Source organism: Agrobacterium sp. NPDC090283 (assembly GCF_044769685.1).
Lineage (GTDB): Bacteria > Pseudomonadota > Alphaproteobacteria > Rhizobiales > Rhizobiaceae > Agrobacterium.
In genome coordinates, this window is record NZ_JBIVYG010000013.1 from 71,346 (window position 1) to 91,176 (window position 19,831).

Genomic DNA, 19,831 nt, shown 5'->3' on the forward strand with positions numbered 1-19,831 from the left:
TTAAAAATCGATGGCTGCGTAGAAGATGGCGAAAAGGCCATCCACCAGAATGACGACGAAGATCGACTTCACCACCGAGGAAGTGACGTGCTGGCCAAGCGATTCCGCCGAACCGCCCACCTTCATGCCCTCAACCGCCGCGACGATGCCGATGATGAGCGCCATGAACGGTGCCTTGATCATGCCGGCGGCAATGGTCGATTCCTCCACCGCGCCGTGCAGGCGCGACAGGAACACCTCAAACGTGATGCCGGAATAAAGCAGCGCCACAATGGCCGCGCCGAAAAGTGCTGCGAAATTGGCGAGAATGGTCAAAAGCGGCAGCGCGATGGTGAGCGCCACCAGCCGCGGAAACACCAGCACGCCCACCGGGTTGAGGCCGATGACCTTCAGCGCGTCGATTTCCTCGCGCATCTTCATCGAGCCGATTTCCGCCGTGATCGCACTGCCGGAACGGCCGGCGATCATGATCGCGGTCAGAAGCACGCCGATTTCGCGCAATTGCAGAATGCCGACCAGATCGACAACGAAGACTTCCGCACCGAAATATCTGAGCTGGAACGCGCCCTGCTGGGCGATGATCGCACCGATCAGGAACGACATCAGCATGATGATCGGCACGGCGCGCACGCCCATATGGTCGATCTGGTTGACAATCGCCGCCGGCGACACGCCGCGCCCCCGCCCGAGCTTCATCTGCGCGCCGCGCACGGCGGAGCCGAGAATATACATGCCCGCCAGAAAATCCGCGCCGTTCTGGATGACGGCCTGGCCGATCGGCGCGAAAATACGCTCCACCAGTCCCGGCCTGGCGACGGGTTCGGCCTCCATCTCCGCCTTGTCAGGCAATTGGCCGATGACGTCTTCGATCCGGTCGTTGCCGGTCAGCGTAACGGTTGCGCCATTCGCCTCGAGGTCCCTGCGCAAGCGCTGGATGATCCACGCTCCCGTCGTGTCGATCGCCTCCACCGAGGAAAGATCGATGTCCACGGGACCTGTGGGTTTGCTTTTTTCAATCCTGTCGAGGCTCTCGAAAATGCCGGAGAGATTGCTGTTGCGCCAGGAGCCGCTCATGACATAACGCGAGCCGCCGCCGGAGACGGAACCGTCTTCGGTGATTGCGGCCGGGTTCGCCTGTTGCCGTGTGTCCTGTTCTTGCATAATGCTCCGAGCGAGTGCAGCCGTCACGAGATTCTTAAAGGTTTCATAACGTTTTGGCCTCCGGCAGGCCACAGTGACGGCTGACAATTCGTGATAAATTTGGCGTCATGTGTCTTTTGCCGCCCAATCGGAAGTGAAAAAACATGCCCCGTTACCTGCAAGCCACAACAGAACGTTTCCCCGTTGCCGGCAGCTTCACCATTTCACGCGGCACCCGCACGCATGCGGATGTCGTAACGTGCACCATCCGCGATGGTTCCTTCGCCGGCCGAGGTGAATGTGTGCCCTATCCGCGTTATGGCGAAAGCATCGAGGGCGTCATCGCCGATATCGAAGCGATGGCCGAGCGGGTCGCCGCCGGCCTGACGCGGCAGGAACTGCAGCAGGCGATGAAGCCGGGGGCGGCCCGCAACGCGGTGGATTGCGCGCTCTGGGACCTCGAGGCCAGGATCAGCGGCAAGAGCGCCGCCGAACAGGTTCTCGGACAGGCGGCAAAACCGCTCGTCACCGCCTATACGATCTCGCTCGCCGACCCCGAAACCATGGCTGCGAAGACCGCGGAAAACGCTGCTCGCCCGCTGCTGAAAATCAAGACCGGCACCACCGATGACGAAGCCCGCCTGCGGGCCGTGCGCGCCGCAGCGCCCGATGCGCGCATCATCATCGACGCCAATGAGGGCTGGAATGATGATAATATCGAATATTATCTGAGACTTGCGGCGGAATTGAAGATATCGCTGATCGAGCAGCCGCTTCCCGCCGGCAAGGATGCCATCCTTTCCCGCATCGACCATCCGGTGCTGATCTGCGCCGATGAAAGCGTGCATTCGACAAAGGACCTCGCCGGCCTTCGCGACCGTTACGACGCGATCAACATCAAGCTCGACAAGACCGGCGGTCTGACCGAGGCGCTCGTCATGAAGGCGGAAGCGGAACGGCTCGGCTTCACCATCATGGTCGGCTGCATGCTCGGCACCTCGCTCGGCATGGCGCCCGCCGTGCTGGCGGCGCAGGGAACCGCCTTCGCCGATCTCGACGGGCCGCTGCTGCTGGCTGAGGATCGTGTGCCGGGGCTGGTTTATGAGGGTTCGCTGGTTTATCCGGCGCGGCCGGAATTGTGGGGGTAAGCCCTGAAATTAAAGCCTGATGAGGTGCGACGCCGCCACGTATTTCTTCTCCCCGCCGGGGAGAAGGTGGCCCGAAGGGTCGGATGAGGGGGCACCGTTGCCGGATTTCGGAGAGCTTGCCCCCTCATCCCGCTGCCGCGACCTTCTCCCCGGCGGGGAGAAGAAACAAGCGGCATCCACTCGTCCCACACGAGCGCGCATTTATCGCAAGGAAACACCGAAGGCCAGGTATCCCTTTAGCCCGCAGGCCCCAATCAGGCCGCGTGCTTGCCAATCAACCCCGGAATATCCACCGGCTCCATCCCGTCCGATGCCTGCTCGGCGGTAACGTCGCTGGTCTGCATCCAGGTGATCAGCTCGAAGCTGCCATCGGCATTTTCGGCGATCGCCGTGCAGCTTTCCACCCAGTCGCCGGTATTGATGTAGCGAATGCCGTCCATGTCTTCCATGACAGCATGGTGAATGTGACCACAGATCACGCCATCGACATTGTTGCGGCGCGCCTCTTCGGCCACCACGCGCTGGAATTCGCCGATGAAGTTGACGGCGTGCTTGACCTGCAGCTTGGCCCAGGCCGAAAACGACCAGTAAGGCAGGCCGATGCGGCGGCGCACGGCGGCGATGGCGATGTTGATGGCGATCGCCGCATCATAGGCCCAGTCGCCGAGATAGGCGAGCAGGCGGGCGTTGCGCACCACCACGTCGAACTCGTCGCCATGGATGATGAGGTATTTCTTGCCGTCGGCCGCCTCGTGGATCATGCGTTCGGCCACTTCGATGCCGCCGAAATGCATGCCGGGGAACTCCCGCAGGAATTCATCGTGATTGCCGGGAATATAGACGATGCGCGTGCCCTTGCGGGCCTTGCGCAAGAGCTTCTGCACCACGTCGTTGCAGCCCTGCGGCCAGTACCAGCTGCGGCGCAGGCGCCAGCCGTCGACGATGTCGCCGACGAGAATGATCGTCTCGGCCTCGTGATATTTCAGGAAGTCGAGCAGATAGTCCGTCTTGGCCGCCTTGGAGCCGAGATGAACATCCGAAATGAAAAGCGTTCTGAACTGTCTGGTTTCGATTTGACCGGCCACGGATTTCATCCCCCTGTTCGGTTGCGTCCCTGCGGCTTTCTCACCTCTCAGAACCAGACTCGTGTTTCAGCAACATGACAGACGCCGGTTTTTATAGGGAATATGACGAAAGCCTTCACGAAAACGCGAATAAGCCGTGGCCGCATTTGCATAAGGTGCGGTCAAATAACGGCTGTACCACGGGGAAGTTTGTTGTATTCAGGGGGCCGGAATTGAACCAGACATGACGGTGGAAGAATGACCTCTCACGATAAGAACAACACGCCCGCCAACACGGCAAAGGCCGACATCGAGGAACAGGCGCTCTTTTTCCACCGCTATCCGCGCCCCGGCAAGCTGGAAATCCAGGCCACCAAGCCGCTCGGCAACCAGCGCGACCTGGCGCTCGCCTATTCGCCCGGTGTCGCCGCCCCCTGTCTCGCCATCCATGAAAATCCGGAAACCGCAGCGGAATATACCGCCCGCGCCAACCTCGTCGCCGTCATTTCCAACGGCACGGCGGTGCTAGGCCTTGGCAATATCGGCCCGCTTGCTTCCAAACCTGTCATGGAAGGCAAGGCCGTCCTCTTCAAGAAATTCGCCGGTATCGACGTTTTCGACATTGAAATCGATGCGCCGGGCATCAACGACATGGTATCGACCATCGCGGCGCTGGAGCCCACCTTCGGCGGCATCAACCTTGAGGACATCAAGGCGCCGGAATGTTTCGAGGTGGAACGCCAGCTGCGCGAAAAGATGAATATCCCCGTCTTCCACGATGACCAGCACGGTACCGCGATCATCGTCGCCGCCGCCGTAACCAACGCGCTGGAACTGGCCGGCAAGTCGCTCGCGAGCGTCAAGATCGTTGCATCGGGTGCGGGTGCGGCAGCACTTGCCTGCCTCAACCTGCTTGTCGCCATGGGCGCGAAGAAAGAAAACATCTGGGTCCACGACATCGAAGGCCTCGTTTATGACGGCCGCAACACGCTGATGGACGAGTGGAAGGAAGTCTACGCCCAGAAGACCGACAAGCGCGTGCTGGCGGACTCGATCGACGGCGCCGATGTCTTCCTCGGCCTTTCGGCCGCCGGCGTGCTGAAGCCGGAACTTCTCGAGCGCATGGCGGAAAACCCGCTGATCCTCGCGCTCGCCAACCCCAATCCGGAAATCATGCCGGAGGCGGCCCGGGCCGCCCGCCCGGATGCGATGATCTGCACCGGCCGTTCGGATTTCCCGAACCAGGTCAACAACGTTCTCTGCTTCCCCTATATCTTCCGCGGCGCGCTGGATTGCGGCGCAACCACGATCAACGAGGAAATGAAGATGGCCGCCGTACAGGCCATCGCCGAGCTTGCGCGTGAGGAAGTCTCCGAAGTGGCCGCCAGAGCCTATAGCGGCGAAACGCCGGTCTTCGGCCCGAACTACCTCATCCCCTCGCCCTTCGATCCGCGGCTTATCCTGCGCATCGCCCCGGCGGTTGCCCGCGCCGCCGCCGCAAGCGGCGTGGCGGCCCGCCCGATCACCGATTTCGAAGCCTATCTCGACCAGCTGAACCGTTTCGTCTGGCGCTCCGGCTTCATCATGAAGCCGGTCTTCAACGCCGCCAAGGCCGCCGAAAAGAAGCGCATCATCTTTGCCGAAGGCGAAGACGAACGCGTGCTGCGCGCCGCCCAGGTGCTGCTGGAAGAAGGCACCGGCATCCCGATCCTCATCGGCCGTCCGCAGATCATCGAAACGCGCCTGAAGCGCTTCGGCCTGCGCATCCGCCCGAATAGCGATTTCGCCGTGGTCAATCCGGAAGACGATCCGCGCTACCGCGATTATGTCGATGATTATTTCGCCCTTGTCGGCCGCGCCGGCATCAACCCGGAGGCGGCGCGTACCATCGTGCGGACCAACACGACCGTCATCGGTGCGCTGTCGGTGAAGCGTGGCGAAGCGGATGCGCTGATCTGCGGCCTCGAAGGCCGCTATGACCGCCACCTGCGCGACGTGAACCAGATCATCGGAAAGCAGGAAGGCGTGCGTTCCTTTGCAGGCCTCAGCCTGCTCATCACCCAGCAGGGCGCGCTGTTCCTCACCGATACGTTCGTCAATTACGACCCGACCTCCGAGGAAGTGGCGGAAATGGCCATTCTCGCGGCCAAGGAAATCCGCCGCTTCGGCATCACGCCGAAGGTGGCGCTCGCCAGCCACTCCAATTTCGGCTCGCGCGATTCCGAAAGCGCCCGCAAGATGCGCCGCGCCCTGAAGATCGTGCAGGAAGCCGCGCCGGAACTGGAAGTGGACGGCGAAATGCAGGGCGGCTCGGCGCTTTCGGAAGCGCTGCGCAAACGCGCCATGCCGAACAGCGTGCTGACCGGCGAAGCGAACCTGCTGGTCTTCCCGAACCTCGATGCCGCCAACATTACGCTCGGCGTCACCCGCACGCTGACGGAGGGCCTGCATGTCGGCCCGATCCTGCTCGGCACGGCCCTGCCCGCCCACATCCTGTCGCCCAGCGTCACCTCGCGCGGCGTCGTCAACATGGCGGCCTTCGCCGTCGTTCAGGCTTCGCATCCTTCGATGTGATGAAGGCCTATTAACGCAATTTTGAACATGCTGTTGCCGCATTGCGGCAACAGCTTATGTTATCTTCCTGAAACACGGATTTCGTGAAGTATAACGCCCCTGCCACCGGCCGGGGACATCGAACGGATCGAACAATTGACCCGCCGCAGCCGCATCATCGGCCTCCTGCTTCCCCTTGTTTTCCTCGCCCCGGCCGCCGCTTTCGCGGATCAGGTCTGCGATACGCTTTATGCGCAGTTGCGCGCGCCGCCCCGCGTCATCGGCAATACGGCTGAGGTGCGGCGTTATGCCAATGCGCTCGCCCGCCAGAACATCGTCATCCGCAAGATCCGGAACGACCTGCGCGGTTATGGCTGCTCCTCCGGCAGCGTCATCGTTTATGGCAATCCCAATGCCGGCCTCTGCGCCGAGATCGGCGATGCGCTGGCGGATGCCGAAGCCGAACGCGACGCGATCATCCGCGACCGGGACGATGCCATGGCGGCGGCGCGCAGTGACGACGGCGACATCAGGCGCCAGCGCATTCTCGCCGCACTCGACGCCAATGGCTGCAGCCCCGCAGAGGACATGAACCCACAAGTGTCGCCGGCGCCCGATGTCACGCGTTACCCCGATGCCTTCCGGCAGAATGGCGGTGAACCGGGACAGGCAGGCCTGTCGCCCTATCCAAACGCCGCCGAGGGCGGACTTCGCACACTCTGCGTGCGCACCTGCGACGGCTCGTTTTTCCCGATTGCCTCCAACGCTTCGCCGCTCGATTTCCGCGCCCAGGCGGAGCAATGCCAGAAAATGTGTCCGGGGACAGAGACGGAGCTTTATTTCCACTCCATGGCGGATCAGGAAACCGCCGACATGGTGTCTGCGCAAACCGGCAAACCCTACAAGGACCTGCCGACCGCCTTCGCCTATCGTAATTCGTCTGCCAAAGCGCCCGGCTGCGCCTGCAACATGGCCGCCTATCACCAGGATATGCAGAAGCAGGAAGAGGCGGCCCGGCCGGAATCCGAAAAAGCCTATTCCGGCATCACCACCATTCCATCACCCCAAGGTGACAGGAGTGGTGACAAGGCTGAGAAGCCTGCCGAACAGCAACAGGCCGCAAAACCGCCGGAACAGCCCGTGCCCGAACGCGACTATGATCCGAACGATAGCCGCGTCCGCGTCATCGGCCCGAAATTCCTGCCGGACCAGACGGGCCGGATCGACCTGAAGAACCCGGCATTGAAGGGCATACAGCCGCAGCAATAAAGACGGCGCTGCCAGCCCTCGCATGTTCCACGACGCCAGACGCGATGCGTCACTTCCGTACAGGCCGCGCCCGTCCCGCGGCCTGCTTTGATCCATCCTTCGGCCATGGATAAACACATTCTTCACCCCATTTGCCGGCAAATATTCATATAGAAGTTGTACTCACGAACGCGATTGACTTCGCTGTAAGAGTGCATATTATAAAAAAATCCACTTAAAGTGGATAAGCAGAACATGCAAAATATATATATGTGGTGCGGCTTTAGCCGCTCGCGCCTTTCATGCATCTCCAGACGATCATGTCGCCCATCTCGACCCCGAGTGGACGATCAGAGTTTCATTGACCCATGAAGCACACAACCATCAGGAGTATAGCCATGACATCCATTCAGATCACCGCAACCGGCGTCAAACTGCTCGATCCTTTTGTCCCGGTCATCGCAACTTTGCCGACAGGCGAAGCGAAGGAGTCCTATTCCATCTCGGTCTCCGGCATGGGACAGCTGACCGGCATTTCCTATACCGTGCCGGCGCATACCACGGGAAAAATCAAGGCCCAGCTGCAAATCTCGGCCCTTTCCAGCCAGGATGTGAGGGACCTCAACACGCTTGCGCTCGGAATGCTGGATGCTTCCTACCGCGAGGAGATCAACGAATACGAAAAGACCACGGCCAGCGCCAATCTCTCGGTCTGGACCTGGTTCTTCGGCGGCGGCGGCGCTTCCGCCTCTTATGAAAAGACCAAACAGGAAATGCGCTCCAAGGGCCTGACGGATCAGCAGATCACCATGCTGATGGACGCCTTCCTGGAACGCGCGACTAATATGTCGACTGTCGAGATCGAGTTCTATGTGAACAATCAGAGCAACGACTACGCCGTCTCCGGCGACGTCTATCTCTACACGGTTTCCGGCACCATCAGCACTGAAAAAGGCACCTCCCAATACCGCATGCTCGCCGATCAGGCGGCGGCTGGCGGTCCTCCGCCGGCCGGCGGCGGCGCTCTCTCCAGCGGCAAGATCATTCCGCTGAACTGACGGCTCTCAGGCACGGGCGGCGCAGCCCTTCACCCCACCGGACACGCCGCCCCTGTAAAGCCGGACATCCATCCTTCACCCCTTTTTCCATGAGGCAAGCGAATGACTTTCGAGGAACTCACCGCGCTCAAGGAGCGGCATTACCATCAGCTGACAGGCATACCCGGCGTCACGGCGATCGGCGTCGGGTTGCTTGAGGACGCCGCCGGCGAACTGACACAGGAGCTTGGCCTGATCCTTTACCACCGCGCGCCGGAGCCATCGCTGAAGGCGGGTCTGATGACGACGCTGGGCGGCGCGCCGCTGCAGGTACGGGAAGGATCCTTCGACCGCCCGAGCGAGGCGGTGCTGACACCGCCCGCGCCCGGCACGGAATGGAAGGATCACCCCAGACGCCTTTCCGACAACCCGCGCGAAAAAGTCGTGGAGCCGATGGTCGGCGGCATCAGCGGCAGCCCGGATTACTGGTCCTGGACGGATACCGTCGGCACCATCGGGCTGGTCGTCCGGGCCGCCAACGGAGCACCGCTGATCATGAGCAATGCCCATGTCATCTGCCGGGACAATGCCCAGATCGGCGATGACGTGTCGCAACCGGCACGCACCTGGTTTGGCGATCTTGCCGCCAATATCGTCGCTTTCCAGAGGGGCAACATCGTCTATCAGGGAACGCCCTATGGCGTCGATGCGGCTGTCGCCAGCCCGGCGAATGGCCGGCTCGCCACCATCGGCGCAATCTACAACCTCCCCTCGCCGTTGGGGGCGGCCGTTGCGGCGCTCAACATGAATGTCACGAAATCGGGCGTGACGACCAATATCACCAATGGCGTCGTTTCCGGCTTTTACGACGTACAGCAGCCGAATATGCGCAACCAGATCGGCATATCGCCGCGTCGGGCCGGCGAGGTCTTCAGTCAGCCGGGCGATAGCGGCAGCGCCGTCATCGACACCGCCGGCAATAATGTCGTCGGATTGTTCTGGGGTGCAAGCGGCGCGATCAGCCTCGCCAGCCCCATTCACCCCATCCTCAATCTTTTTAACTGCACTGTCGTTTGAAGAGACGAAAGCCACCCTTCAAAGCCCACCCTTCCCGGTTTCGTCCGGGAGGGGTGGAGCCGCCCGGTCAACCGCCCCAGCGATTGCGGAACACCAGTTCCTCCAAAGGCACGCGCTGCCGCCAGCCTTTCACCGCCAGTTCCGGTTCAGTGTAAAGTTCGTTGACCCGGCCAAGGCACAGCCAGGCGACGATTTCAATATGGTCGGGAATACCAAGAATAATACGAATGTCGCTGTCGTGGAAAATGCTGACCCAGCCGACGCCGACGCCTTCGGCGCGGGCCGCGAGCCAGAGGTTCTGGATGGCGCAGACGGTGGAATAGACATCCGTGCGCGGATTGTGGGTGCGGCCCAGCACCACCTTGCCGCCCCGCGTCGGATCGCAGGTGACGCAGATGCTGAGTGGCGCCTTGCGGATGCCTTCAAGCTTGAGACTGCGATAAAGCGCCTGCTGCTCGCCGGCAAACATCGCCGCCGCCTCTTCATTGGCGCGGCTGAAGGCCACCCATGCCGCCTGGCGCACGGCGCCATCGGTAACGAGGGTGAAGTTCCACGGCTGCATGAAACCGACCGAGGGCGCCGAATGCGCCGCCTTCAGCAGGCGCTCGACAAGGGCGTCCGGCAGCGGATCTGGCAGGAACTGGTCGCGCACATCGCGCCGCGTCTCGATGGCGCGATAGATCGCCTCGCGCTCCGCGCCGGAAAACGGGCGGGCGGGTGAAAGCGCATGATCGCTTGAACTGGCTTGCAATGGATTGCCAGCGGACGGATCGGTCGGCATCGTTTAACCCCAACAATGCGGGCGCGCGGTTGCCGAAACCATGCCGGTTTTCGCATGCACGACGCGCCTCTTCAGCAACCTGCCGCCGTCCGCGCGGTTCGGTCTATCCTGCCAGGCCGGTCTTCTGACTCGGCTTCATCCGCCCCCTTTCGCCTTCCCGAATGACTTCAGTGGCATGAGAAAAAGGGCATCCGCCTCACAGCGCTGGGCACGTTCCGGTCTTTCACCGAATTCCCGATTCTCCCGCCTCAACGGCAGGCACCTGACCCAAAACCTATGGGCAAAAAAACTTGCAAATGCAAGTATCCCGCCGGTGGTGCGGCAAAGTGACCACGGGCGATCCCACACCTTCGCTCGTCCTGCCCGTCACTCTAGCGGAAAGTACCTGACATAAGCGAATTCATCCCCATCCGGTGACCAGTTGGGCGAGTTCATCGTGCCCTGCCCGCCGAAAAGCTCGAACAGCGTCTCGGCATTGCCGCCATCCATATCCATCAGCCGCACCCGCACGTCGAGGTCACGCGGATGGTCGAAGACGTCGCCGTCATAGGAGACGAACACCACCTTGTCACCTCTGGGTGACGGATGCGGAAACCAGTCGCCATAGGAGCTGTCGGTAATGCGTTCGACAGCGGAACCGTCCACCCGCACCCGCCAGATCTGCATCTGCCCGGTGCGGCTGGAATTAAAATAGATCCACGCACCATCCGGCGAATAATCCGGACCGTCATTACGGCCTTCGCCATGGGTCAGCCGCGTCTCGGTGGCAGTCTCGACATCCATGGAATAGATATCGAAGACCTGATCGCGAATGCCGCAATAGGCAAAGCTTTTCCCATCCGGCGACCAGCCGTGCCAGTAGGAAGGAAGGTTCCTCGTCATCAGCCGCGGTGCGCCTCCCATAGAGGACAGGAGATAGATGGCGCTCTTGCCGAATTCCACCTTGTCGGAGATGGCATAAAGCGAACCGTCAGGCGAAATGCCGTGATCGTTGTTGCAGAGCGCGGCAAAGCCGGTATCGACCTTTTCCGGCGCGGCCCTACCGGAAAGAGACAGGCGATAAAGCAGCCCCTCGCTGTTCAACAGCAGGTATTTTCCATCCGGCGACCAGTTCGGCGCTTCGAAGAGATCAGGCGTCTGCCACACCACCCGCATCTGCCGGGTGCGGATGTTGAAGATTTCGATGGAGCTGCGCATTCTGCCTCCCGGGCGTGTCTGTGTTCTCGCTCAAGGCGCTCGGCAATAGAGACATTCCGTTTGCATCCGCCATCGCCTCGATTATGATCCTAGGGCGGCAGGCACCGTCCTGCAAATTCAAACCGGAAAAAACGCCCGCGCCCCGGCACCGTCCGCGCCGCCTGCCGTTTCTCCCAGATCCGAGGTTCCGCGATGAATACCATCGCCGATCACGGCATCCGCTTCGGGCGGATCGCCGCCATGCTTCCTGTCAGGAATATCGAAAAGGCCCATGATTTTTACGTTGGCGTGCTGGGCTTCGAAAAGACCTTCGAAAACGGCACCCCCGTCGGTTTCATGATCCTCAAACAGGGCAATGCCGAGCTGCACCTGACATTGCAGCCCACCCACAAGGCAGCGCCCTTCAATGTCGCGCATATGATGGTCAGCGATGTCGATGCGCTGCACGCGCTGTGCAAGAGCCAGGGGCTGCGCATCATCAAGGGGCTGCAGGACAAGGATTATGGCCTGCGCGCCTTTGTGTTCGAAGACCCGGATGGCAACCGCATCGATGTGGGGCAGGTTATTTAAGGTAAGGAAGCGGCGCGGGTGCTCTCCGCGCCATTCACATATCCGCGCCGTGGACCGGGCGCATGCCACTTGTTTCTTCTCCCCGCCGGGGAGAAGTCCGCGGCAGCGGGATGAGGGGGTGAGGGTCGAGATAGATCGAGAGCTAGCCCCCTCATCCGACCCTTCGGGCCACCTTCTCCCCGGCGGGGAGAAGAAATTTGCCGCACCTTCGTACAGCAATCGCCCTGTTTATGAAGAAGATTCGGCGTTAACCACGCCTTCCGGAAACCGTCGCAATCACCGATCCCTAAACCGGTTGGTGATCGGATAACGCCGGTCACGCCCAAAGTTCTTCTTGGTGATCTTCACGCCCGGCGCCGATTGCCGGCGCTTGTATTCGGCGAGATAGAGCAGATGCTCCACCCGGTGCACGGTCGCCACATCATGGCCGCGCGCCAGAATTTCCTCGACCGACATTTCCTTCTCGACCAGGCATTCCAGAATATCGTCCAGCACCGGATAGGGCGGCAGCGAATCCTGGTCGGTCTGGTTGGGCCGCAATTCGGCCGACGGGGCCTTGGAAATGATATTGGCCGGGATCACCTCACCGGAAGGACCGAGCGCGCCCGGCGGCACATGGGCGTTGCGCCAGCTGGAAATGGCATAGACCTGCATCTTGTAAAGGTCCTTGATGGGGTTGAAACCACCATTCATGTCGCCATAAAGCGTGGCGTAACCCACTGACATCTCGGACTTGTTGCCCGTCGTCACCACCATCGAGCCGAACTTGTTCGAGACGGCCATCAAAATGGTGCCGCGCGTGCGGCTCTGCAGGTTTTCCTCGGTAATGCCCTCTTCCGTGCCCTCGAAGAGATCGGAGAGCGCCGAGAGGAACCCTTCCACCGGCTCCGAAATCGGCACGATATCGTAACGGCAGCCCAGCGCTTTCGCGCAATCGGCGGCGTCTTTCAGCGATTCTTCCGATGTATAACGATAGGGCAGCATGATGCAGCGCACCCGCTCCTCGCCCAGCGCATCGACAGCCAGTGCCGCGCAGATCGCCGAATCGATACCGCCGGAAAGGCCGAGAACCACGCTCTTGAAGCCGTTCTTGTTGACGTAGTCACGAAATCCCAGCATGCAGGCACGGTAATCCGCCTCCTCGCCTTCGGGAATTTTCGAGAATGGCCCGCTTTCGCAATGCCAGCCATCGGCAGTGCGTTTCCAGTCGGTGACGGCAAGTGTGGCCTCGAACTGGCTCATCTGGAAGGCAAGCGTCTTGTCGGCATTAAAACCGAAACTCGCGCCGTCGAACACCAGTTCGTCCTGCCCGCCCAGCTGGTTGGCGAAAACCAGCGGCAGGCCGCTCTCGATCACCTGTTTCAGCGCGACCTGATGGCGCACATCGAGCTTGCCGCGATAATAGGGCGACCCGTTCGGCACCAACAGGATTTCCGCCCCGCTTTCGGCGAGCGTTTCGCACACGCCCATGTCGTTCCAGATTTCCTCGCAGATCGGAATGCCGATGCGCACACCGCGAAAATTATAGGGACCGGAAATCGATCCTTCGGCGAAAACCCGCTTCTCGTCGAACTCGCCGTAATTCGGCAGGTCGATCTTGTCGCGCAGCGCGATGATCTTGCCGCCATCCAGCAGCGCCACAGAATTGTGCCGGCCCGTTTCGCCCTGTCGCGGAAAACCGATGACGACACCCGGCCCGCCATCGGCGGTCTCCGCCGCCAGCTCTTCCACCGCCTTCAGGCAGGCCTTCAGAAAAGCCGGCTTCAGCACCAGATCCTCCGGCGGATAGCCTGAAATGAACAGCTCGGTCAGAAGCAGAAGGTCGGCGCCCTGCGTTGCCGCATCGGCCCTTGCCTCGCGCGCCCTGGCGAGATTGCCCGCCACGTCGCCAACGGTGGGATTGAACTGCCCGACGGCAATCCGGAGATGGTTCTCTATATCGTGTCTGTCGCTCATGGCTTTTCAATACCGCGCCCGTGCCCGCTCCGCAACGCGGCAATTGCATGGCGGCATCCGTTACGCATGGCAGGCACGCGTTCACGCTAAGGTTATCGCCGCGCCAGCCAGGTTGCGCAAAGTTCATGTCGCGTTCATCGCGCTTATGTGACAGTTACATGACACTTTTGCGACGCCCGATTCATCTCCCCGGATTGGGCGGACGCCTGAAATACCGGAGTATGAGTTTGAGAGATTCGGCGCCAAAAACAACGGCTTCCGAAAAGGCTGGTTTCGTCTTTTCGCCCGCATGGACAAGGAGCCTTTCGAAGCTTTCGGCCGCGGCCCATCCGCTTGCCAATCTGACGGTCGCGTCGATCGTGCTCGTCGTGGCGCTGGAATGGATCGCCCGTGGTTCGCTCCATGATGTCGGTGTTTTCCTCACCTCCTCCGCCCGCCCGGGCATGACCACCATTGCCGCCGTGCTCACCCTTCTCGTCGCACTGGATGCACTTCTTGGCCGGCGTTATCTGTCCCTCATCGCAGTTGCGCCGCTCTGCGCGCTGACCGGGCTTATTTCCGCGCAGAAGCAGACCTATCTCTCCGATCCGCTTTATCCCTCCGACCTGCTGTTCGGCCGCCAGATACTTGAGCTTTTGCCCACGATGCTGAAGGCCCAACCGCTGACGGCGGTGCTGGTCGCTCTCGGCATCTGCGCCACGATTGCCGCTCTTGCGGCCCTCTGGCTGCTAGCGCGCCGTCATTCGCCCATCCTGCGTTGGCGCGAACGCGCCGCCGGTCTCGCGCTGGCGCTGCCGCTTCTTGCCGGCCTCGCCTCGCTGATGGATTATTCGCATTATTCCTGGGTCCGCGATCGCCTCAACATCATTCCCATGATGTGGGACCAGCAGGAAAATTACCGCCATAACGGTTTCCTGATGGCCTTCGCCTTCAATATTCCGATGGCCAACGTCTCGACCCCGCAGGGTTACGGCGAAAACAGCATTGCCGATCTTACCTCGGAACCCGCCTCTTTCGCCGCCAACAAGGGCGATTACCCCGATGTCATCATGCTGATGAGCGAATCGCTGTGGGATCCCGCCCGGCTCAAAAATGTGAACCTTTCTGCCGACCCGATGCCGACGATCCGCGCCAAACAGTCCGGCAATGTGTTTTCGCCCGAGTTCGGCGGCATGACGGCGAATGTGGAATTCGAGGCGCTGACCGGCTTTTCCAACGCCTTCCTGCCCTATGGCAGCATTCCCTATCAGCAATATATCCGCCGCCCCGTGCCCTCGCTCGCCAGCTTCTTCCGCGGTGAAGGTTATTCGGCAATCGCCATGCACCCGTTCCAGGAATGGTTCTGGAACCGCAAGCAGGTCTACGCGAATTTCGGCTTCGAGGAATTCCGCTCCGAAGAGACTTTGCCGGCCATGGAAAAACGCGGCAACTTCGCCTCGGACGATGCGCTGATGGACGAGATCATGGCGGCGGCCGAGAAGGCGCAGAACCCGCTCTTCCTCTTCGCCGTCACCCTGCAGGGACACGGCCCCTACGAGGCGACCCGTTACGCGGAAAACACCATAGGCATCGAAGGCGATCTCTCCGCCTCGGCCTCGCAGGCACTCGCCACCTATTCCCAAGGGGTGGCGGAAGCTGACGAAGCGCTGCTGAAACTGATGCGCTGGGCAAAGAAGCGCGACCGCGAAACCATCATCGTCCTCTTCGGCGATCACCTGCCGCCGCTCGGCCAGACCTTCGTGGAAAGCGGCTACATGCCGGGCATGGTGGCCAGCCGCCGCGCACCGCTTGACGTGATGAAGAAGGAACACGAGACGCCGCTGGTCGTCTGGTCTTCCAAGAAGGGCGTGCGCAAGAATATCGGCACCATCAGCCCGGCGCTTCTGCCCTATCACGTGCTGAAGACGGCGGGCTTCTCCGATCCCTTCTACACCGGCACGCTCGGCGAGGTGCAGCAGGCCTTTTCCGTCATCGACCGGCATATGCTGGTGACGACCGATGGCAACGCCCTGCCCGACTGGTCTATTGCCCCGAACGCCGTTCCCGACGTGGTGCGCGACTACCGCCTGCTGCAATTCGACATGATGTTCGGCCAGCAATATGGCCGCGAGCGCTTCTTCCCCGGTTTCAACTGGCTGCACGAGGGCACGCCGGCGGTCTGATGATTTTCGGCGGCGACGCCTGAACCGCATGGTGGTGGAAATCGTTTGAATTCCGCCACCATGCGGGTTTATCTCGGGAAATATCCGCATCGCCCCACCAGAACCGGAGACACACCGTGTCAGATATCTCCGACTATATCGTTTCGCATTTCAAGCGCTCCTCCCGCGAAATCGGCGAAGTGGAGCGGCGCATTCTCGAACTGTCACATCAGAAAAAGCTGATTTCGACCGACACCAACGCGGAATTTTCCGCCGGCGCGAGTTTGGGCGACAGGCTGGCCGACAATATCGCCAGGGTCGGCGGCTCCTGGGGTTTTATCCTCGCATTCTGTTTTTTCCTGATCTTCTGGGCCGTGATCAATACCATCATCCTGACCACCGGCGCCTTCGATCCCTACCCCTTCATCTTCCTCAACCTGCTGCTTTCCATGCTGGCCGCCATTCAGGCGCCGATCATCATGATGTCGCAGAACCGGCAGGCCGCGCGCGACCGTTTCGAGGCCGCCAAGGATTACGAGGTGAACCTGAAGGCCGAGCTTGAAGTTCTTTCCCTGCACGAAAAGATCGATGTGAAGGTGCTGGCCGAACTGGCCGCGCTGCGCCAGGATCTTGCCGCGCTGCACCGCCATGTCACCCGCAAGGAAGACTGACGCCGGAAAAATTCATCCCCGCTTTTCCCCGCCCTGCCGCGTGCTGTTATCTTGTATCCAGTCCTGCCGGGTGGATGCCAGACGTGGTTGAAACCGAGGGACGGTTCTGATGGGGACGGTGGCGCGTTCGTGACGACAGAACCATTTCGCAAAGCGCGGTGCACGGCCCTTTGCGAGATACGGCATGGTGAAAGACCCGGCTGCGCAACGCATCCGACCCACACCAACCTCAACCAGAGCGCAGCCGGGCAATCGCCCGGCATCCTCACGCTATCCCCGTCCGGCAGCGCCGTGCGGGATGAAGCTGTTGGGGTTTTGGAGTATTTTCAGGAAGTGAGCGAAGGTGCGTGGGGCTTTACCCCCCCTCTGCCCTGCCGGGCATCTCCCCCTCAAGGGGGGAGATCGGCAAGTCGCTCCACCGTCACTTCATCTTTAGGCTTTGAGATGGGCGAGACCTCGCCGCAGATCGATCTCCCCCCTTGAGGGGGAGATGCCCGGCAGGGCAGAGGGGGGTAAAGCCCCGCGCACCTCCGCCCTCACCATGAATCACACAACCCGCTGAAAACCTCACCCCCAGTTACGAATCCGTCAGATTCTTGCGCTACAGATTGACGCAGGCGTTTGTTGCATTGCACTCTAGCGGGCAAGGCTGAAGGGGAATCACTCCCCGTCGTCAAAATGGCATCACGACCATTTCGCAGCGACGCCATGCCGGATGCGACATCCGGTATCGAAATACATTCTGTTCCGGGGTTTTTCATGCACCAGTTCGATCTGATTGTTGTCGGCAGCGGTCCGGCGGGAAGACGGGCCGCCATTCAGGCCGCCAAGCTTGAAAAGAGGGTTCTGGTCATCGAGAAAGGCAGCCGCGTCGGCGGCGTTTCGGTGCACACCGGCACCATCCCATCGAAGACCCTGCGCGAAACGGCGCTCAATCTCACCGGCTGGCGCGAGCGCGGTTTTTATGGCCGCTCCTATCGCGTCAAGCAGGAAATCGACGCCGAAGACCTGCGCCGCCGCCTGCTCATCACGCTTGACCATGAGGTCGAGGTGCTGGAGCACCAGTTCGCCCGCAACCGCGTGCAGCACATTCGCGGCACGGCAAGCTTCATCGATGCCAACACCATGAAGGTGGTGAAGAACGACGGTGAAATCATGACCGTCACCGCCACCTCCATTCTGCTCACCATCGGCACCCGGCCCTACCGGCCGCCGCATATTCCCTTCGATGGCGAAGCGGTGCTCGATTCGGACGAGATTCTCGAAATCAAGGAACTGCCGCGCTCGATGATCGTCGTCGGCGCCGGCGTCATCGGCATCGAATATGCGACGATCTTCAGCGCGCTGGACACGCAGGTGACGGTGGTGGAGCCGCGCGAGACCATGCTGGAATTCATCGACAAGGAAATCGTCGAGGATTTCACCTATCAGCTGCGCGACCGCAACATGAAGCTGGTCTTCGGCCAGAAGGCGGAAAAGGTGGAGCGCGACGAAAGCGGCAAGTGCCTCGTCTCGCTCGGCAATGGCCGCGTGCTGAAAGCCGAGACGGTGCTCTTCGCCGCCGGCCGTGTCGGCGCCACCGATACGCTCAACCTTTCGGCCTGCGGGCTGGAGGCCGACAGCCGCGGCCGCCTGAAGGTCGATCCCGAGACCTTCCAGACCTCGGTGCCGAACATCTATGCCGCCGGCGATATCATCGGTTTCCCGAGCCTTGCCTCCACCTCGATGGAACAGGGCCGCATCGCCGCCCGCCATGCCGTCGGCGCACCGGCCGGCGAACCGCCGCAATTCTTCCCCTACGGCATCTATGCCGTGCCTGAGATCTCCACCTGCGGCCTGACCGAAGAAGAAGTCATCGAACGCGGCATTCCCTATGAATGCGGTATCGCCCATTTCCGCGAAACCTCGCGCGGCCACATCATGGGCCTCGACAGCGGCTTGCTGAAGATGATCTTCTCGCTCAAAACCCGCCGCCTGCTCGGCGTCCACATCGTCGGCGAAGGCGCCACCGAACTGGTGCATATCGGCCAGGCGGTGCTGAACCTCAAAGGCACGGTGGAATATTTCGTCGAGAATACCTTCAACTATCCGACGCTGGCCGAGGCCTACAAGATCGCCGGGCTGGATGCCTGGAACCGCATGGGTGAGATCAAGAAGGATTGAGGCGGAATATTCAGCGGGGCGGCAAAATGCCGTGCAAGCGCTTTTGTTGAGGTCGTAGCCTTCCCTCCTCGTCGCCCCGGATTTGATCGAAGGTCCAGCCAGCCCAAGTCCCTGGGCCAAGAAGACTCATCCCGCGGCCACGATGCCAAACCCCTGCGTCGTCATCCTCGGGCTTGACCCGAGGATCCACAACCCGGCGCACCATGGATCCTCGGGTCAAGCCCGAGAATGACGCCGAGTTTTCAGCAATCCCAACGCAGATGGAACCGCCCTCACCAGCGGATACTATACCGCGCACTCACCCCCGGCCTAAAGTGATCCGCATAGCCCTGATCGAGCGTCCCGCGCACGGTCAGATGATCGCCCAGTTTCTGCTCCACCGCCACACCGCTGCTGAACTCGCTGAAGCTGTTGCGGCTCGCCCCCGTCAACACGAAGGCCGTGCCGGTTTCCGAACGGGAAAGGCGCAATGACTGCGACACATCGAGCCCGTTCCATTGCTGCGCCGTACCGTCATAACGAACGGTGAAATTGCGGTTCGCCTCGATATCCAGTTCCGGCGTGACGATACGCTTCTGCTGCGAGGTCATGGAGACGCTGCTCGACCCCGTGAGCGCGTTGAACATGACGCCGACGTCACGCGCGAGCGAAACACCGGGCAGCTGTTCGGCCAGCAGCGTGACATTGCCCCACAGGCGCACCGGCGTATCCACCAGCTGCCCCGTTTTGGAAGCGCTCATGCCCATTTCCAGCCCGGCACGGATCGGCGTATCGACCGGTAGCTTCGCGCCGATGCGCGCCGTATAGGAACGGTCTGAATTCTTGACCGGCTTCCAGATCAACCCGGCCTCGTCGGCATGGGCTGCACCCGCAGCGGTGAAGAGCGATAAAAAAAGGGCAGAACCCGTTCGGAGCGACATATTTGTCCCCTGGCAAATTAAGGGCGCGCCGGGAGAACCCGGCAGGCACGGTAAAAGCTCAAGGCCAATGGTTTGGCAGCGATGAGGCCACATGAAAGCGGCGCGCAATGCCCGAACGTCCGCATTCCGCGACCGGGGCAAATCATGCTGCGCAGGGTGCCAGAT

General features: G+C 61.3%; 15 protein-coding genes and 1 riboswitch. Of the genes, 9 read left to right on the top strand and 6 right to left on the bottom strand.

Annotation, left to right across the window (positions count from 1 at the left end):
• Positions 1–1,161 carry an ABC transporter permease gene (locus ACIQUH_RS18515; protein WP_400817654.1) on the bottom strand — a complete coding sequence of 387 codons (1,161 nt, stop codon included), beginning with the start codon at positions 1,159–1,161 and terminating at the stop codon, positions 1–3.
• A 143-nt stretch (positions 1,162–1,304) separates the two neighbouring features.
• Between ACIQUH_RS18515 and dgcA the strand changes: the two genes are divergently transcribed.
• Positions 1,305–2,288 (top strand): N-acetyl-D-Glu racemase DgcA, encoded by a 984-nt coding sequence (gene dgcA / locus ACIQUH_RS18520; protein WP_400817656.1) that lies wholly within the window; start codon positions 1,305–1,307, stop codon positions 2,286–2,288.
• 254 nt (positions 2,289–2,542) lie between these two features.
• On the opposite strand, the gene ACIQUH_RS18525 is transcribed toward dgcA, so the two are convergent.
• Positions 2,543–3,382 carry a UDP-2,3-diacylglucosamine diphosphatase gene (locus tag ACIQUH_RS18525; RefSeq protein ID WP_400817658.1) on the bottom strand — a complete coding sequence of 280 codons (840 nt, stop codon included), beginning with the start codon at positions 3,380–3,382 and terminating at the stop codon, positions 2,543–2,545.
• Between the two features lie 228 nt (positions 3,383–3,610).
• Here ACIQUH_RS18525 and ACIQUH_RS18530 point away from each other — a divergent pair, with 228 nt between their 5' ends.
• From ACIQUH_RS18530 to ACIQUH_RS18545, 4 genes are all read left to right on the top strand, one after another.
• Complete coding sequence (locus tag ACIQUH_RS18530) at positions 3,611–5,926, top strand: NADP-dependent malic enzyme (protein ID WP_400817660.1); 2,316 nt, start codon at positions 3,611–3,613, stop codon at positions 5,924–5,926.
• A gap of 135 nt (positions 5,927–6,061) precedes the next feature.
• Positions 6,062–7,174, top strand: a complete 1,113-nt coding sequence (locus tag ACIQUH_RS18535; protein WP_400817662.1) for a DUF2865 domain-containing protein — start codon at positions 6,062–6,064, stop codon at positions 7,172–7,174.
• A gap of 377 nt (positions 7,175–7,551) precedes the next feature.
• Positions 7,552–8,211: a hypothetical protein gene (locus tag ACIQUH_RS18540; RefSeq protein ID WP_400817664.1), complete on the top strand. Its 660-nt coding sequence runs from the start codon at positions 7,552–7,554 to the stop codon at positions 8,209–8,211.
• A gap of 102 nt (positions 8,212–8,313) precedes the next feature.
• Positions 8,314–9,267 carry a hypothetical protein gene (locus ACIQUH_RS18545; protein ID WP_400817666.1) on the top strand — a complete coding sequence of 318 codons (954 nt, stop codon included), beginning with the start codon at positions 8,314–8,316 and terminating at the stop codon, positions 9,265–9,267.
• A gap of 67 nt (positions 9,268–9,334) precedes the next feature.
• Here ACIQUH_RS18545 and bluB read toward each other — a convergent pair whose 3' ends face one another.
• Positions 9,335–10,048 carry a 5,6-dimethylbenzimidazole synthase gene (gene bluB, locus ACIQUH_RS18550; RefSeq protein WP_400817668.1) on the bottom strand — a complete coding sequence of 238 codons (714 nt, stop codon included), beginning with the start codon at positions 10,046–10,048 and terminating at the stop codon, positions 9,335–9,337.
• A gap of 96 nt (positions 10,049–10,144) precedes the next feature.
• A riboswitch (cobalamin riboswitch) is annotated at positions 10,145–10,329 on the bottom strand.
• 85 nt (positions 10,330–10,414) lie between these two features.
• Positions 10,415–11,245, bottom strand: coding sequence for a hypothetical protein (locus tag ACIQUH_RS18555; protein WP_400817670.1), 831 nt, complete (start codon positions 11,243–11,245; stop codon positions 10,415–10,417).
• Between the two features lie 192 nt (positions 11,246–11,437).
• Between ACIQUH_RS18555 and ACIQUH_RS18560 the strand changes: the two genes are divergently transcribed.
• A complete protein-coding gene (locus ACIQUH_RS18560; RefSeq protein WP_400817672.1) occupies positions 11,438–11,815 on the top strand; it encodes a glyoxalase superfamily protein in 378 nt (125 codons plus the stop codon).
• Between the two features lie 276 nt (positions 11,816–12,091).
• On the opposite strand, the gene ACIQUH_RS18565 is transcribed toward ACIQUH_RS18560, so the two are convergent.
• Entirely contained in the window at positions 12,092–13,771 is a 1,680-nt protein-coding gene (locus ACIQUH_RS18565; RefSeq protein ID WP_400817674.1) for an NAD+ synthase, read from the bottom strand.
• Between the two features lie 221 nt (positions 13,772–13,992).
• Here ACIQUH_RS18565 and ACIQUH_RS18570 point away from each other — a divergent pair, with 221 nt between their 5' ends.
• The 3 genes from ACIQUH_RS18570 to sthA all read left to right on the top strand — a co-directional run bounded on the left by ACIQUH_RS18570 (position 13,993) and on the right by sthA (position 18,746).
• On the top strand, positions 13,993–15,933 hold the full coding sequence (locus ACIQUH_RS18570; RefSeq protein WP_400817676.1) for an LTA synthase family protein: 1,941 nt from the start codon (positions 13,993–13,995) through the stop codon (positions 15,931–15,933).
• Positions 15,934–16,049: 116 nt separating this feature from the next.
• The gene (locus ACIQUH_RS18575) at positions 16,050–16,583 is read left to right on the top strand and encodes a DUF1003 domain-containing protein (RefSeq protein WP_400817678.1); all 534 of its coding nucleotides are present in this window, start codon (positions 16,050–16,052) and stop codon (positions 16,581–16,583) included.
• Between the two features lie 759 nt (positions 16,584–17,342).
• Entirely contained in the window at positions 17,343–18,746 is a 1,404-nt protein-coding gene (sthA, locus tag ACIQUH_RS18580) for a Si-specific NAD(P)(+) transhydrogenase (protein ID WP_400817680.1), read from the top strand.
• A gap of 272 nt (positions 18,747–19,018) precedes the next feature.
• Here the strand turns inward: sthA and ACIQUH_RS18585 are convergent, their stop codons facing one another.
• Positions 19,019–19,666: a hypothetical protein gene (locus ACIQUH_RS18585; protein WP_400817682.1), complete on the bottom strand. Its 648-nt coding sequence runs from the start codon at positions 19,664–19,666 to the stop codon at positions 19,019–19,021.
• Positions 19,667–19,831: the final 165 nt, after the last annotated feature.

Bases quoted from the DNA above. Each gene is read 5' to 3' on its own strand.
- ACIQUH_RS18525 (WP_400817658.1), bottom strand. From the start codon at position 3,382: ATGAAATCCGTGGCCGGTCAAATCGAAACCAGACAGTTCAGAACGCTT.
- ACIQUH_RS18545 (WP_400817666.1), top strand. From the start codon at position 8,314: ATGACTTTCGAGGAACTCACCGCGCTCAAGGAGCGGCATTACCATCAG.
- ACIQUH_RS18555 (WP_400817670.1), bottom strand. From the start codon at position 11,245: ATGCGCAGCTCCATCGAAATCTTCAACATCCGCACCCGGCAGATGCGG.
- dgcA (WP_400817656.1), top strand. From the start codon at position 1,305: ATGCCCCGTTACCTGCAAGCCACAACAGAACGTTTCCCCGTTGCCGGC.
- ACIQUH_RS18530 (WP_400817660.1), top strand. From the start codon at position 3,611: ATGACCTCTCACGATAAGAACAACACGCCCGCCAACACGGCAAAGGCC.
- sthA (WP_400817680.1), top strand. From the start codon at position 17,343: ATGCACCAGTTCGATCTGATTGTTGTCGGCAGCGGTCCGGCGGGAAGA.
- ACIQUH_RS18540 (WP_400817664.1), top strand. From the start codon at position 7,552: ATGACATCCATTCAGATCACCGCAACCGGCGTCAAACTGCTCGATCCT.
- ACIQUH_RS18570 (WP_400817676.1), top strand. From the start codon at position 13,993: ATGAGTTTGAGAGATTCGGCGCCAAAAACAACGGCTTCCGAAAAGGCT.
- ACIQUH_RS18565 (WP_400817674.1), bottom strand. From the start codon at position 13,771: ATGAGCGACAGACACGATATAGAGAACCATCTCCGGATTGCCGTCGGG.
- bluB (WP_400817668.1), bottom strand. From the start codon at position 10,048: ATGCCGACCGATCCGTCCGCTGGCAATCCATTGCAAGCCAGTTCAAGC.
- ACIQUH_RS18585 (WP_400817682.1), bottom strand. From the start codon at position 19,666: ATGTCGCTCCGAACGGGTTCTGCCCTTTTTTTATCGCTCTTCACCGCT.
- ACIQUH_RS18560 (WP_400817672.1), top strand. From the start codon at position 11,438: ATGAATACCATCGCCGATCACGGCATCCGCTTCGGGCGGATCGCCGCC.
- ACIQUH_RS18515 (WP_400817654.1), bottom strand. From the start codon at position 1,161: ATGCAAGAACAGGACACACGGCAACAGGCGAACCCGGCCGCAATCACC.